The organism is Vibrio sp. Vb2880, assembly GCF_033337975.1.
GTDB lineage: Bacteria > Pseudomonadota > Gammaproteobacteria > Enterobacterales > Vibrionaceae > Vibrio > Vibrio alginolyticus.
Genome location: NZ_JAWORT010000022.1, coordinates 40,847 through 55,558, shown reverse-complemented (window position 1 = coordinate 55,558; position 14,712 = coordinate 40,847). Strand labels below are relative to the sequence as shown.

Genomic DNA, 14,712 nt, shown 5'->3' with positions numbered 1-14,712 from the left:
TTATTTGGGCACTAAGCCAACAACTATAAATTGGAGATAGTAATGGAAACTTTACTGAGCTTTTCTGCAATCGCCGTAGGTATTATCGTCGGTCTTGCTTCTCTTGGTACAGCGATTGGTTTCGCACTGCTAGGTGGTAAATTCCTAGAAGGTGCTGCACGTCAACCAGAAATGGCTCCTATGCTACAAGTTAAGATGTTCATCATCGCGGGTCTACTTGATGCGGTTCCAATGATCGGTATCGTAATCGCGCTACTATTCACTTTCGCAAACCCATTCGTTGGTCAACTAGGTTAATCACCTTTAACTCGGGACGGGCGATTATCGCTTGTCACTGATTAACACTAAGTCCAAATAGAGGGGTAGCTGTTGTGAACATAAACGCAACTCTGCTAGGTCAAGCAATCTCGTTCGCACTATTTGTGTGGTTCTGCATGAAGTATGTATGGCCACCATTGATGCAAGCGATCGAAGAGCGTCAGAAGAAAATTGCTGATGGTCTTCAAGCAGCAGAACGTGCTGCGAAAGACTTGGATCTAGCACAAGCCAACGCTTCTGATCAATTGAAAGAAGCGAAGCGCACAGCAACTGAGATCATCGAACAAGCGAACAAGCGTAAGTCTCAAATTCTTGATGAAGCTCGCGAGGAAGCTCAGGCAGAACGCCAGAAAATCCTAGCGCAAGCAGAAGCAGAACTTGAAGCTGAACGCAATCGTGCACGCGATGAGCTGCGCAAACAAGTTGCTACTCTGGCTGTAGCTGGTGCTGAGAAAATCCTTGAGCGTTCTATCGATAAAGATGCGCAAAAAGATATTCTCGACAACATTACTGCAAAACTTTAAGTCTGGGGGCGCATATGTCTGATTTGACTACTATCGCACGCCCCTATGCTAAAGCAGCCTTCGACTTTGCTTTAGAGAAAGACCAGTTGGACCAATGGGGCCAAATGTTATCTTTTGCTGCTGAAGTGGCCAAAAACGAACAAATGAACGAACTACTAACGGGTTCAGTTTCTGCTGACAAAATGGCAGAAATTTTTGTTGCAGTTTGCGGCGAACAAGTTGATGCGCACGGTCAAAACCTTTTGAAGGTAATGGCTGAGAATGGTCGTTTAGCGGCCCTTCCTGATGTTTGTACGGAGTTTTTTACTCTGAAAAAAGAACATGAGAAAGAAATTGATGTTGAAGTAATTTCAGCAACAGAGCTTTCTGATGAACAACTTGCAAACATTGGCAGCAAACTTGAAAAGCGTCTTGAACGCAAAGTGAAGCTGAATTGCAGTGTAGATGAGACCCTACTTGGTGGGGTTATTATTCGAGCCGGAGACCTAGTCATCGATGACTCAGCGCGTGGTCGTTTGAACCGCCTGAGCGATGCATTGCAGTCTTAATGGGGATTGGAGCATGCAACTTAATTCCACGGAAATTAGCGATCTGATCAAACAACGTATCGAATCTTTCGAAGTTGTTAGTGAAGCTCGCAACGAGGGTACTATCGTATCGGTAAGCGATGGTATCATCCGCATCCACGGCCTAGCGGACGTGATGCAAGGTGAAATGATTGAATTACCGGGTGGCCGTTATGCACTGGCACTTAACCTTGAGCGTGACTCGGTTGGTGCGGTTGTAATGGGCCCATATGCTGACCTTAAGGAAGGCATGAAAGTTACAGGTACTGGCCGCATTCTTGAAGTGCCAGTTGGTCCAGAACTACTAGGCCGCGTAGTAAATACGCTGGGTGAGCCTATCGATGGTAAAGGTCCAATCGAAGCGAAAATGACTTCGCCTGTAGAAGTGATCGCACCAGGTGTAATCGACCGTAAATCGGTAGACCAACCTGTGCAAACTGGTTATAAGTCAGTTGACTCAATGATCCCAATCGGTCGTGGTCAGCGTGAGCTTATCATCGGTGACCGTCAGATTGGTAAAACAGCACTGGCGATCGACGCGATCATCAACCAGAAAGACTCTGGTATTTTCTCTATCTACGTAGCAATCGGTCAGAAAGCATCGACTATCGCTAACGTTGTTCGCAAACTAGAAGAGCACGGCGCACTACAAAACACTATCGTTGTAGTTGCATCAGCTTCTGAATCTGCAGCGCTTCAATACCTAGCGCCTTACGCAGGTTGTGCGATGGGTGAATACTTCCGCGATCGCGGTGAAGACGCACTGATTGTTTACGATGATCTATCTAAGCAAGCGGTAGCTTACCGTCAGATCTCTCTACTACTTAAACGTCCACCAGGCCGTGAGGCATTCCCAGGTGACGTATTCTACTTACACTCGCGTCTACTAGAGCGTGCAGCTCGTGTAAACGAAGAGTACGTAGAGCGTTTCACTAACGGTGAAGTGAAAGGTAAGACTGGTTCTTTGACTGCTCTTCCTATCATCGAAACTCAAGCAGGTGACGTTTCAGCATTCGTACCGACTAACGTAATCTCGATTACCGATGGTCAGATCTTCCTACAAACTGAGCTATTCAACGCTGGTGTTCGTCCTGCTGTTGACCCTGGTATCTCAGTATCTCGTGTAGGTGGTTCAGCTCAGACGAAAATCATCAAGAAACTATCAGGTGGTATCCGTACAGCACTAGCTGCATACCGTGAACTAGCGGCATTTGCTCAGTTCTCTTCTGACCTTGATGACGCAACGAAGAAACAGCTAGACCATGGTCAAAAAGTTACAGAACTAATGAAGCAGAAGCAGTACGCTCCAATGTCTGTATTTGACCAAGCTCTAACTATCTTCGCGGCAGAGCGCGGTTACCTTGATGATGTAGAACTTAACAAAGTTCTAGATTTCGAGGCGGCTCTACTATCGTACGCTCGCGGTCAATACGCTGAACTAGCAGCTGAGATCGACAAGTCTGGCGCTTACAACGATGAAATCGAAGCTCAGTTGAAGAAACTGACTGACGACTTCAAAGCAACCCAAACTTGGTAATTAGGTCGGTGGCAGTTTCTGCCACCAACTAACGGAGAGTAACGATGGCCGGCGCAAAAGAGATACGTAATAAAATCGGTAGTGTTAAAAGCACTCAGAAAATTACGAAAGCGATGGAAATGGTAGCAGCTTCAAAAATGCGTCGTTCTCAAGATGCAATGGAAGCTTCTCGTCCATACGCTGAAACAATGCGTAAAGTGATCGGTCATGTGGCTAACGCAAACCTAGAGTACCGTCATCCGTACCTAGAAGAGCGTGAAGCTAAACGTGTTGGTTACATCATCGTTTCGACAGACCGTGGTCTGTGTGGTGGTTTGAACATTAACGTGTTCAAAAAAGCCGTTACAGACATGCAAGCATGGAGAGAGAAAGGTGCTGAGATTGAGCTAGCCGTTGTTGGCTCAAAAGCAACAGCTTTCTTTAAACATGGTGGCGCAAAAGTTGCGGCACAGGTTTCTGGTCTTGGAGATAATCCAAGCCTACAAGACCTAATCGGCTCTGTTGGCGTAATGCTGAAGAAATACGATGAAGGTGAACTGGACCGTCTATATGTAGTATTCAACAAGTTTGTTAATACTATGGTTCAGCAACCAACGATCGATCAATTGCTACCTTTGCCTAAATCGGACAGCGAAGAGATGCAGCGTGAGCATTCATGGGACTACATCTATGAGCCTGAACCAAAACCTCTACTGGATACGCTATTAGTGCGTTACGTAGAGTCTCAGGTATACCAAGGTGTGGTTGAGAACCTTGCTTGTGAGCAAGCGGCTCGAATGATTGCGATGAAGGCTGCAACGGATAACGCAACCAGTTTGATTGACGATTTGGAACTTGTGTACAACAAAGCCCGTCAGGCTGCGATTACACAAGAACTATCAGAAATCGTTGGTGGTGCAGCTGCGGTTTAAGCTTAGGTAAAACGAAATAGTTTAGAGGATTAACGATGGCTACAGGTAAGATCGTACAGATCATCGGTGCGGTAGTCGACGTAGAGTTCCCACAGAGCAATGTACCTAGTGTATATGACGCTCTAAACGTAACGGACTCAAAAGAGCGTCTAGTTCTTGAAGTTCAACAACAGCTAGGCGGTGGCGTAGTTCGTTGTATCGTAATGGGTAGCTCTGATGGTTTACGTCGTGGAGTAGAAGTGGTTAACACTGGCGCTCCAATTTCAGTACCAGTAGGTACTAAAACTCTAGGTCGTATCATGAACGTCCTAGGTGACGCGATTGACGAGCGTGGTGAAGTGGGTGCGGAAGAGGTTTACTCTATCCACCGTAGTGCACCAAGCTACGAAGAGCAATCAAACGAAATTGCACTTCTAGAAACGGGCGTTAAAGTAATCGACCTAATTTGTCCATTCGCTAAGGGTGGTAAAATCGGTCTATTCGGTGGTGCAGGTGTAGGTAAGACCGTTAACATGATGGAACTTATCAACAACATCGCACTACAGCACTCAGGTCTATCAGTATTTGCTGGTGTTGGTGAGCGTACTCGTGAAGGTAACGATTTCTACTACGAGATGCAGGAAGCGGGCGTTGTAAACGTTGAGAAGCCTGAAGAATCAAAAGTAGCGATGGTTTACGGTCAGATGAACGAGCCACCAGGTAACCGTCTACGTGTTGCACTGACTGGTCTAACAATGGCAGAGCGTTTCCGTGACGAAGGTCGTGACGTACTACTGTTCATTGATAACATCTACCGTTACACACTAGCAGGTACAGAGGTATCAGCACTACTAGGTCGTATGCCTTCTGCGGTAGGTTACCAGCCAACTCTTGCAGAAGAGATGGGTGTACTTCAGGAGCGTATCACGTCAACGAAATCAGGTTCTATCACGTCTGTACAGGCGGTATACGTACCAGCGGATGACTTGACTGACCCGTCTCCAGCAACAACGTTCGCGCACTTGGATGCAACGGTTGTACTTAACCGTAACATCGCTGCAATGGGTCTATACCCTGCGATCGACCCGCTAGATTCAACATCTCGTATGCTTGATCCACTAGTCGTTGGTCAAGATCACTACGAAGTTGCTCGTGGTGTTCAGCAGACGCTTCAGCGCTACAAAGAGCTGAAAGATATCATTGCTATCCTAGGTATGGACGAGCTATCTGAAGAAGATAAGCAAGTTGTATCTCGTGCACGTAAGATTGAGCGTTTCCTAACTCAGCCTTACCACGTAGCAGAAGTATTTACAGGTGACCCTGGTATTTACGTACCTCTAAAAGAGACTCTACGTGGCTTTAAAGGTCTACTAGCTGGTGAATACGACGACATTCCTGAGCAGGCATTTATGTACTGCGGTAGCATCGACGATGCTATTGAGAATGCGAAGAAGCTATAAGGCTAACTAGGAGGCGATATGGCAGCAATAACCTTTCACCTAGACGTAGTAAGCGCTGAGAAGAAAATCTTCTCTGGTCGTGTTGAAACGTTTCAGGTGACCGGTAGCGAAGGTGAGCTTGGTATTTTCCATGGTCACACACCGCTGCTGACCGCTATCAAGCCTGGTATGGTGCGTATTGTGAAACAGCACGGCCACGAAGAAATTATTTATGTTTCTGGTGGTATGGTAGAGATTCAGCCTGGTACAGCGACTGTACTAGCTGATACAGCTATCCGTGGTGAAGAGCTAGACGCAGCGAAGGCAGAAGAAGCCAAACGCCGCGCTGAGGAGCAAATCCAGAATCAGCATGGTGACATGGACTTCGCACAAGCGGCCAGTGAACTGGCTAAAGCCATTGCTCAGCTACGAGTTATCGAGCTGACAAAAAAGCGTCGCTAAGCTCAATTAGCAACGTTGCATGAAAAAAGGCGGCCAATTGGTCGCCTTTTTGATTAATTTTAGTTGGAAATTTACATCCCACCATTAACTAATCCTTCCAAGGTGTTTAAAATAACGCCCAATTAAAATAGAACGTCAATAGGTTATTAATGAAATTCAGTGCTGTGATCCTTGCTGCGGGTAAAGGTACCCGTATGTATTCAAACATGCCTAAAGTGCTACACACTTTGGCAGGGAAGCCAATGGCAAAACATGTGATTGATACATGTACAGGTCTTGGCGCACAAAACATCCACTTAGTATATGGTCACGGTGGTGATCAAATGCAGCAAACGCTAGCAGAAGAGCCTGTAAACTGGGTACTGCAAGCGGAGCAACTAGGTACAGGTCATGCGGTTGATCAAGCGTCTCCGAAGTTTGAAGACGATGAAAAAGTACTGGTGCTTTACGGTGATGTTCCACTGATTTCAGCTGAAACGATTGAAAACCTATTAGATGCACAGCCAACAGGCGGTATTGCACTACTAACAGTGATTCTAGATAACCCGACAGGCTACGGTCGTATTATCCGTAAGAATGGTCCTGTTGTGGCGATCGTTGAGCAAAAAGATGCAACAGAAGAACAAAAACAAATTAAAGAGATCAATACTGGTGTGATGGTTGCGACTGGTGGGGATCTTAAGCGTTGGTTGTCTGGCTTAAACAACAACAACGCACAAGGCGAATACTACCTAACTGACGTTATTGCAGCTGCACACGATGAAGGTCGTGCCGTTGAGGCTGTACACCCAGTCAATGCCATTGAGGTGGAAGGGGTCAATGACCGCGCACAGCTTGCTCGTCTAGAGCGTGCTTTCCAGTCAATGCAAGCTCAGAAGCTGCTAGAGCAAGGTGTCATGCTACGCGATCCAGCACGCTTTGATTTGCGTGGTGAGTTACAGTGCGGTATGGACTGTGAAATCGACGTGAATGTTATCATCGAAGGTAAAGTTTCACTGGGTGATAACGTGGTTATCGGTGCGGGTTGTGTACTGAAAGATTGTGAAATCGACGACAACACCATCGTTCGCCCTTACAGTGTGATTGAAGGTGCAACGGTTGGTGAAGAATGTACGGTTGGTCCATTTACTCGCCTTCGTCCTGGTGCTGAAATGCGTAACGATTCCCATGTGGGTAACTTCGTTGAAGTGAAAAATGCGCGCATCGGAGAAGGTTCAAAAGCGAACCACCTAACTTACTTAGGTGATGCAGAGATCGGCCAACGGACTAACATCGGTGCAGGTACTATCACTTGTAACTACGATGGTGCGAACAAGTTTAAAACCATCATCGGTAATGATGTTTTTGTTGGTTCTGATAGCCAGCTGGTGGCGCCTGTCACTATCGCTGATGGCGCAACCATCGGTGCTGGCACGACACTAACAAAAGATGTTGAAGAAGGTGAGTTAGTAATTACTCGCGTCAAAGAACGCAAAATTACTGGCTGGCAGCGTCCTGTAAAACAGAAATAAGCATTACCTACACTCTGTCTCTATATTGTCAAAGCCGCTCAACAAGAGCGGCTTTGTTGTTTCTAGCTAAGGCTTCATCGCTAGTAGCTAGGAATGGCAATACGTTTTTCGAGCCAACGAACGGCTTGAGATACAAATAGGATGAGTAACAAGTACTCCAAAACGAGGAAGGTATAAATCTCTAAGGGTAAGTACTCATTCACCACCAGCTCATTAGCACGGCGAGTGAGATCGCTTAAACCAATCACGCTGACTAAAGAACTCATCTTGAGGATGTAGACAAATTGATTGCCCAGTGGTGGGAGAATTTGCCGAAACGCTTGGGGAAGAATTACCAAGCGCATCTTTTGCCAATAGCTTAAGCCCAAAGATTCAGCCGCTTCATGCTGGCCACGGCTGATAGCTTGTATTCCACCGCGAAATACTTCCGCCATAAACGCGCTCTCAGCGATAGTCAGTGCAATAACACCCGCCCAAAAGTGATTGAGTGAGACATCCAATAGCGTAGGCATGCCGTAATACACCCAAAGTAGTAAGACTAAAACTGGCACTGAACGGATCACCTCGACATAAATACGGTTTATCCACTTCAGAGAGGCTGAGTCCGACAGAGCGGGTAACGCAACGATCAGACCCAAGCTCATCGCAAACAACATACTGAGGAGTGATACCTGAATGGTGTCATTAAACCCAGCGATTAAAAACTTTAGATTGGTGAGTCCTTGATCCGTCGAAGGGTCAAGTACATACCAGCCCCATTGATAATCTGAACAACCAGTGAGTAATAGCAGTGAAAACAGCCATAGAGTTCGAAACGTCACATTTACTCCCTGAATTAACTAAAAAACTTCCTTTGTTGCTGCTATGTTATCAGTAGAGCTCTAATAAAGGTTAATTATTAAACCGTATAAGGTCATTATTTTTAAGGGAATAAAAATGAGAAAGATTTTACTAGTGCTAGGAATGTGTTTGCTTGCTGCGACTCAAGTCGCTCACGCTGAAAGCCGTCTTCAATCCATTTTAGACAATGGCGTACTCCGAGTTGGAACGACGGGAGATTGGAATCCGATGACGATGAAAGACCCCACGACAAACAGTTATCGTGGCTTCGATATCGATGTAACAACAGAACTTGCTAAAGATCTCGGTGTAAAAGTGGAGTATGTGCCCACGGATTGGAAGACGCTAGTTAATGGCATTACCGCCAACAAATACGATATTACTGGCAGCGCATCTCTGAACATGTCTCGCGCGAAAGTAGCTGGATATAGCCAGCCATATTTCTACCTTTCCTTTGTACCTGTGGTGCAAAAGAAAGATCTCGCCAAATTCTCTGATTGGGCGGATTTTAATAAACCAGAAGTAAAAGTCGCGGCGACGTTAGGTACGGTACAAGAAAAAATGGTGAAAGAATTCTTCCCGTCTGCTCAACATATTGTTATTGAAGCGCCAGCGCGCGACTTCCAAGAACTACTAGCTCGCAGGGCCGATGTATCGGTGACGTCCAATGTGGAAGCAGCGACGTTAGTGGACAAGTTTAAACAGTTGGCGATAGTGCCAGTGACCGCACCGCGTAAACCAACCCCAATTGCTATGTTGTTGCCGCAAGACGATCAAGTATGGATTAATTACATCAATCACTGGGTAGAGTTGAAAAAGACTCAAGGCTTTTTTAAGCAGACTGCCAAGAAGTGGGGGTTGAAAAGCTTATAAACAGAAAGAGCCGCATTGCGCGGCTCTTTTTATTATCTGAACAATTAAAGTTCGTCTTCACTCACGACTCGGGCGTTGTCAGGAGTCGTAAAGTGCTTGGATAATTCGCGATTCGACAGAATGTATCCCATCCACAGCCCACCCATACAGATGATGATTGCGATGCCAGTAACCATCTGAGCTTGGCTTGCCATTGCGGCTACCAATGCACTTGAGAAGCTACTTACACAGATTTGCAGGCTGTTTTGCAAACCTGCTGCTGTTGCAGGGCTCTGTTGTGCGCTGGCCAGTGCACGGTTTACCACGATTGGGTACAGTGCGCCGTTAGCAACGGCAATCAAACAGAATGGCGCAAGAATAGGCCAAATCGATGACAGCTCCCACTGTGAAGCAATGAAAATCATTAATGCCGCGACACTAAATAGGCCAATCAGTTGGCGCAGAACCTTTTCATCACCAAATTTTCGAACGCCTACTTTACCTAAGTAGCCACCAGCCATAAACGCGATAGTTTGTGGGATAAAGCTCAAACCAATATCTTTTGCTTCGTAGCCCAGTTGCGCCATGATTTCTGGCATCCCTGTTAGGTAAGCAAAGAATGCAGCTGAAGCCGTCGCAAACATAAACACGTTGCCAAGGTATTTTTTAGAACTCAGCAGCGCTTTGATGTCGGCAGACATACTGGTTTGTTTGATTTCTGCTTTCTCGTCTTTTTGTGCCATGGTCGCAAAGACCAAAAAGACACCAACCAGTGTTAGCGTAATAAAGATACTGTGCCAGCCGAAGTTATCTGCCAACACAACCCCTAATTGAGGTGCTAGTGCTGGTGATAGCGCGACGAGTGGCATGATTGTCGCAAAAATTTGTTGGCTACTGCTTGAGTAGCGCTTAATGACCATAGCCTGCCAGATCACGGCTGGTGCACACACACCGACAGCTTGGATAAAGCGCAGTGTGAGTAGTTGCCATACTTGATCACAGAAAGCCAAACCGAATGACGCGATAGTAAATAGCACCAACCCGGCTGCGAGTGTATTACGATGGCCAAATTTATCGGATGCCAATCCCCACATTAGCTGGCCAATCGCCATACCAACGAGGAATACCGTTAAAGAGAGCGCAATTTGCTCAGGGCCTGTTGCAAAGTCGATTTCCATCGCTTTGAATGCTGGCAGATACATATCGGTAGCAACGAAGCCAAGCATCGATAATGCTGCCAGATAAATGAGCTGTAGTTTTGAGATTTTCATGATTCAACCAGTCAAATTATTTAATCATTTTTTAATCAACATCAGTTGGCGCCAACCCTGATTTATTTACCTTATTATTCTATTTTTCGATTTTGAGAAAATAAAACGCTAAAATTGTTGGTTATCAATCAAATTTTTTGAAAGGTTAAATCATGTTCTCTAAAGCGTCTTTGGAAATGCTGGATACGGTTGCCCGTTTAGGCAGTTTCACCGCTGCGGCTGAGGTATTGCATAAAGTCCCCTCAGCCATCAGCTATGGAGTAAGGCAGGTCGAGCAAGATTTAGATGTGGTGCTGTTTCGACGTTTACCGAGGAAAGTCGAGTTAACTCCAGCGGGTGAAATTTTTATGGCTGAGGCGCGCTCTTTGCTGCGTCAAATGGAAGAGGTGAAAGCACAAACGCGGCGAGCGGCTCAAGGATGGAAAAGCACGTTAAAGCTGACCTTAGATAACGTGGTGAAGTTAGAAAAACTCAAACCTTTGGTGGAAGATTTCTATCGCGAGTTTGAATTTGCTGAATTGCAGATCAATATGGAGGTCTTCAATGGTTCTTGGGAAGCCATAGCACAAGGTCGAGCCGACATTGTCGTTGGCGCGACATCTGCGGTTCCCGTTGGGGGAGATTTTGAAGTCAAAGATATGGGCGTATTAGATTGGGCATTTGTAATGTCACCCGCTCATCCTTGCGTTCGACAACAAGTGCTTACTGAAGAGTTTGTGAGTCAATTTCCGGCGATCTGTCTTGATGATACTTCGAACGTGCTGCCAAAACGCCATACTGGCCATTATCCGCAACAGCGCCGATTATTATTGCCCAATTGGTATAGTGCGATTGAATGTTTAAAAAATGGGGTGGGCGTGGGTTACATGCCACGTCATATTGCAACACCCTTAATCAATGATGGTGTGCTGGTGGAGAAGGTCATGCCGGATGATAAACCGCTCAGTCACTGCTGCTTAGTATGGCGCAAAGATGATAATCATAAATTGATCCAGTGGATGGTGGACTATCTTGGGTCGCCTAATCAGCTACATAAAGATTGGTTACAGTCATAAAAAACACCTCGCATTAGCGAGGTGTTTTCATTGATATGTTTAAAATGTGGCGTTTTATGACAAGAAAAACTTATACGATGGGTTGTCTGTCTCGTCTTTGCATTGATAGCCAAGTTCACGTAAATGTGCAGAAAACTGAGCTAAATCGCTTTCATCTAACTCGAAACCACATAAAACGCGTCCGTAGTCAGCGCCGTGGTTACGGTAGTTGAACAAGCTGATATTCCAATGAGTACCGAGTGTGCTTAAGAACTTAAGTAGCGCTCCCGGATATTCTGGGAATTCAAAGCTGTAGAGGCGCTCTTTAAGCGGTTTAGACGGCTTACCACCAATCATGTAGCGCACGTGCAGCTTCGCCATTTCATCATCAGACAAATCAACCACTGGGTAGCCACCATCACGTAAGTCGCGAATGATATGTTCTAGCTCTTCCTGACCGCCTTGCAAACGCACACCGACAAAGATATTTGCCAATGCGTCATCGTTGTAGCGGTAGTTAAACTCTGTCACGGCACGGCCGCCAATGAGATTACAGAACTCAAAGAAAGCACCTTGACGCTCAGGGATGGTGACGGCAAGCAGACCTTCACGTTTTTCACCAAGCTCGCAGCGTTCAGAAACATAACGCAGACCGTGGAAGTTGGTGTTTGCGCCAGACAATACCGTACCTAGGTTTTTGTCTTTCAGCTTGTTCTGTTCAGCAAACTTCTTCAAACCCGCCAGAGCAAGCGCGCCAGAAGGCTCTGCAATCGCACGGGTGTCTTCAAAGATGTCTTTTACTGCTGCGCAGATTTCATCGCTAGAGACGGCAATATGGCCATCAATGTACTTTTGGCATAGACGAAACGTCTCTTCACCAATGCGTTTTACTGCAACGCCATCGGCAAACATGCTGACCTGGTCTAATACTACTGGTTCACCTGCATCCAATGCCGCTTTGAGGCATGAAGAATCTTCTGGCTCGACCGCAATCACTTTGATTTCTGGCATGAGCTGCTTCACAAGTACCGCAACACCCGCAGCCAAACCGCCACCACCGACAGGGACGAAAATGTAATCAAGGTGACCATTTTGCTGCAGCATTTCCATGCCGATGGTGCCTTGACCTGCAATCACCAGTGGGTGATCGAAAGGAGGGACAAATGTGTACCCATGCAGATCAGAAAGGCGTTCCGCTTCCGCTTTTGCCTCATCAAAGTTGCTGCCGTGCAGCACTACATTGCCACCGAAGCCACGTACCGCATCGACTTTGATGTCTGGTGTGGTTTTGGGCATCACGATGGTGGTCTTAATGCCTAGCTTAGTACCAGAGAGCGCCATGCCTTGAGCGTGGTTACCTGCCGATGCTGCAATGACACCAGCGGCTTTCTGCGCTTCAGATAAACTCGCCACCATGTTGTATGCACCGCGCAATTTGAACGAGTGTACGGGTTGGCGATCTTCACGCTTGAGCTGCACATTATTCCCGATACGTGCAGATAAACGAGGCATTTCTTGCAGTGGCGTCACTGTTGCTACTTCATAAACAGGTGCGCGAAGGATTTGGCGCAGATAATCTGCGCCAGTTTGGTTCACTTGTTTTTCGGGTTGAGCTTCCATCATTGCTAGCCCTCTAGCTTCGACTTGTCTCGTACTGCACCCTTGTCAGCACTGGTTGCCATACTCGCGTACGCTTTGAGTGCAAAGGAAACTTCACGTTGGCGGTCAACTGGTTTCCAGCCTAGTTCGTCTTGTTTTGCACGGCGCTCAGCAAGTTCTTGTTCAGACACTTGGAGTGAAATTGAACGGTTTGGAATATCAATTGCGATCATATCGCCTTCTTTTACCAGGCCAATTGCACCGCCGTTTGCTGCTTCAGGAGAGGCGTGGCCGATAGAAAGACCTGATGTGCCGCCAGAGAAACGGCCGTCAGTCAGAAGTGCACACTCTTTGCCAAGGCCCATCGATTTTAGATAAGTGGTTGGGTAAAGCATTTCTTGCATGCCCGGACCACCTTTAGGGCCTTCGTAACGGATAACAACCACGTCGCCTGCTTTTACTTTGCCACCCAAGATGCCTTCTACGGCGTCTTCTTGGCTTTCGAAAACTACGGCTGGGCCAGTGAATTTATGAATGCTCTCATCCACACCAGCAGTCTTAACGATACAACCATCTAATGCGATGTTGCCTGATAGAACGGCTAGACCACCTTCTTGGCTAAAGGCATGATCGATAGTACGAATACAACCTTCCGCACGGTCGTCATCAAGGCGATCCCAGCGGCAATCTTGTGAGAACGCTTGAGTAGTACGAATACCCGCGGGACCTGCGCGGTAGAACTTAAGTACTTCTTCGTCTTCAGTTTGGATGATGTCGTATTTCGCCAGCTGCTCTTTCATCGAAAGGCCAAGCACGGTGCGCGCATCATTGTGTAGAAGACCTGCACGATCTAACTCACCAAGAATTGCCATGACGCCACCTGCGCGGTGTACGTCTTCCATGTGATATTTCTGGGTAGATGGTGCCACTTTACATAGATGTGGTACTTGACGTGATAGGCGATCGATATCTTCCATATCGAAATCCACTTCACCTTCTTGCGCCGCGGCAAGTAGGTGCAGAATGGTGTTGGTTGAACCGCCCATTGCAATATCCAGCGCCATCGCGTTTTCGAACGCATCAAACGTAGCGATGTTGCGCGGCAGTGCTGATTCGTCATCTTGCTCGTAGTAACGACGAGTCAGTTCAACGATACGACGACCTGCATTAAGGAACAGTTGTTCACGGTCAGCGTGCGTTGCCAGCATAGAACCGTTACCTGGTTGAGAAAGCCCCAGTGCTTCCGTTAGACAGTTCATTGAGTTTGCAGTGAACATGCCTGAACACGATCCACACGTTGGACATGCGCTACGTTCGATCTGCTCGCTTTGCTCATCAGACACTTTTGGATCCGCGCCTTGGATCATCGCATCTACAAGGTCTAGTTTGATGATCTGATCAGAAAGCTTGGTTTTACCCGCTTCCATTGGACCACCAGAAACAAAGATAACAGGGATGTTAAGACGCATAGATGCCATCAACATTCCTGGAGTGATTTTGTCACAGTTAGAGATACATACCATGGCATCGGCACAGTGCGCGTTGACCATGTACTCCACAGAGTCTGCGATCAGTTCGCGTGAAGGCAGTGAGTACAGCATGCCGCCGTGACCCATTGCGATACCATCATCAACCGCGATGGTGTTGAATTCTTTCGCAATACCGCCAGCTTTTTCGATTTCGCGTGCTACAAGCTGACCCATGTCTTTCAGGTGTACGTGACCCGGAACAAATTGAGTAAACGAGTTTACAACGGCGATGATTGGTTTACCGAAGTCTTCTTCTTTCACGCCCGTTGCACGCCACAGTGCTCGTGCACCCGCCATGTTACGACCATGTGTGGTGGTAGCTGATCTATATTTTGGCATT

At 46.8% G+C, this 14,712-nt stretch carries 14 protein-coding genes; 10 read left to right on the top strand and 4 right to left on the bottom strand.

Annotated features, from left to right (window positions below):
* Window positions 1-42: 42 nt before the first annotated feature.
* The 8 genes from atpE to glmU all read left to right on the top strand — a co-directional run bounded on the left by atpE (window position 43) and on the right by glmU (window position 7,247).
* Window positions 43-297, top strand: a complete 255-nt coding sequence (gene atpE / locus R7M92_RS19835) for a F0F1 ATP synthase subunit C (protein WP_002540812.1) — start codon at window positions 43-45, stop codon at window positions 295-297.
* 74 nt (window positions 298-371) lie between these two features.
* A complete protein-coding gene (gene atpF / locus R7M92_RS19830) occupies window positions 372-842 on the top strand; it encodes a F0F1 ATP synthase subunit B (RefSeq protein WP_005378929.1) in 471 nt (156 codons plus the stop codon).
* A gap of 14 nt (window positions 843-856) precedes the next feature.
* On the top strand, window positions 857-1,390 hold the full coding sequence (gene atpH, locus R7M92_RS19825) for a F0F1 ATP synthase subunit delta (RefSeq protein ID WP_017635596.1): 534 nt from the start codon (window positions 857-859) through the stop codon (window positions 1,388-1,390).
* A 13-nt stretch (window positions 1,391-1,403) separates the two neighbouring features.
* Window positions 1,404-2,945, top strand: coding sequence for a F0F1 ATP synthase subunit alpha (atpA, locus tag R7M92_RS19820; RefSeq protein WP_005378931.1), 1,542 nt, complete (start codon window positions 1,404-1,406; stop codon window positions 2,943-2,945).
* A gap of 44 nt (window positions 2,946-2,989) precedes the next feature.
* Entirely contained in the window at window positions 2,990-3,856 is an 867-nt protein-coding gene (gene atpG / locus R7M92_RS19815) for a F0F1 ATP synthase subunit gamma (protein ID WP_005378932.1), read from the top strand.
* Window positions 3,857-3,891: 35 nt separating this feature from the next.
* A complete protein-coding gene (gene atpD / locus R7M92_RS19810) occupies window positions 3,892-5,295 on the top strand; it encodes a F0F1 ATP synthase subunit beta (protein ID WP_005383849.1) in 1,404 nt (467 codons plus the stop codon).
* Window positions 5,296-5,313: 18 nt separating this feature from the next.
* The gene (locus tag R7M92_RS19805) at window positions 5,314-5,736 is read left to right on the top strand and encodes a F0F1 ATP synthase subunit epsilon (protein WP_005378937.1); all 423 of its coding nucleotides are present in this window, start codon (window positions 5,314-5,316) and stop codon (window positions 5,734-5,736) included.
* Window positions 5,737-5,885: 149 nt separating this feature from the next.
* A complete protein-coding gene (glmU, locus tag R7M92_RS19800) occupies window positions 5,886-7,247 on the top strand; it encodes a bifunctional UDP-N-acetylglucosamine diphosphorylase/glucosamine-1-phosphate N-acetyltransferase GlmU (protein ID WP_017635597.1) in 1,362 nt (453 codons plus the stop codon).
* An 80-nt stretch (window positions 7,248-7,327) separates the two neighbouring features.
* On the opposite strand, the gene R7M92_RS19795 is transcribed toward glmU, so the two are convergent.
* Window positions 7,328-8,068 (bottom strand): amino acid ABC transporter permease, encoded by a 741-nt coding sequence (locus R7M92_RS19795; protein ID WP_005383852.1) that lies wholly within the window; start codon window positions 8,066-8,068, stop codon window positions 7,328-7,330.
* A gap of 115 nt (window positions 8,069-8,183) precedes the next feature.
* Between R7M92_RS19795 and R7M92_RS19790 the strand changes: the two genes are divergently transcribed.
* Window positions 8,184-8,960, top strand: a complete 777-nt coding sequence (locus R7M92_RS19790) for a transporter substrate-binding domain-containing protein (protein WP_318134086.1) — start codon at window positions 8,184-8,186, stop codon at window positions 8,958-8,960.
* 44 nt (window positions 8,961-9,004) lie between these two features.
* Here R7M92_RS19790 and punC read toward each other — a convergent pair whose 3' ends face one another.
* Window positions 9,005-10,210: a purine nucleoside transporter PunC gene (gene punC / locus R7M92_RS19785; RefSeq protein ID WP_285385950.1), complete on the bottom strand. Its 1,206-nt coding sequence runs from the start codon at window positions 10,208-10,210 to the stop codon at window positions 9,005-9,007.
* Window positions 10,211-10,362: 152 nt separating this feature from the next.
* Here punC and punR point away from each other — a divergent pair, with 152 nt between their 5' ends.
* Window positions 10,363-11,265, top strand: coding sequence for a DNA-binding transcriptional activator PunR (punR, locus tag R7M92_RS19780; RefSeq protein WP_318134084.1), 903 nt, complete (start codon window positions 10,363-10,365; stop codon window positions 11,263-11,265).
* A gap of 54 nt (window positions 11,266-11,319) precedes the next feature.
* On the opposite strand, the gene ilvA is transcribed toward punR, so the two are convergent.
* Together ilvA and ilvD are read right to left on the bottom strand one after the other, a co-directional pair.
* Window positions 11,320-12,867 (bottom strand): threonine ammonia-lyase, biosynthetic, encoded by a 1,548-nt coding sequence (gene ilvA / locus R7M92_RS19775; RefSeq protein ID WP_005383857.1) that lies wholly within the window; start codon window positions 12,865-12,867, stop codon window positions 11,320-11,322.
* 2 nt (window positions 12,868-12,869) lie between these two features.
* Window positions 12,870-14,711: a dihydroxy-acid dehydratase gene (gene ilvD, locus R7M92_RS19770; protein WP_005383859.1), complete on the bottom strand. Its 1,842-nt coding sequence runs from the start codon at window positions 14,709-14,711 to the stop codon at window positions 12,870-12,872.
* Between the last annotated feature and the right edge of the window lies 1 nt (window position 14,712).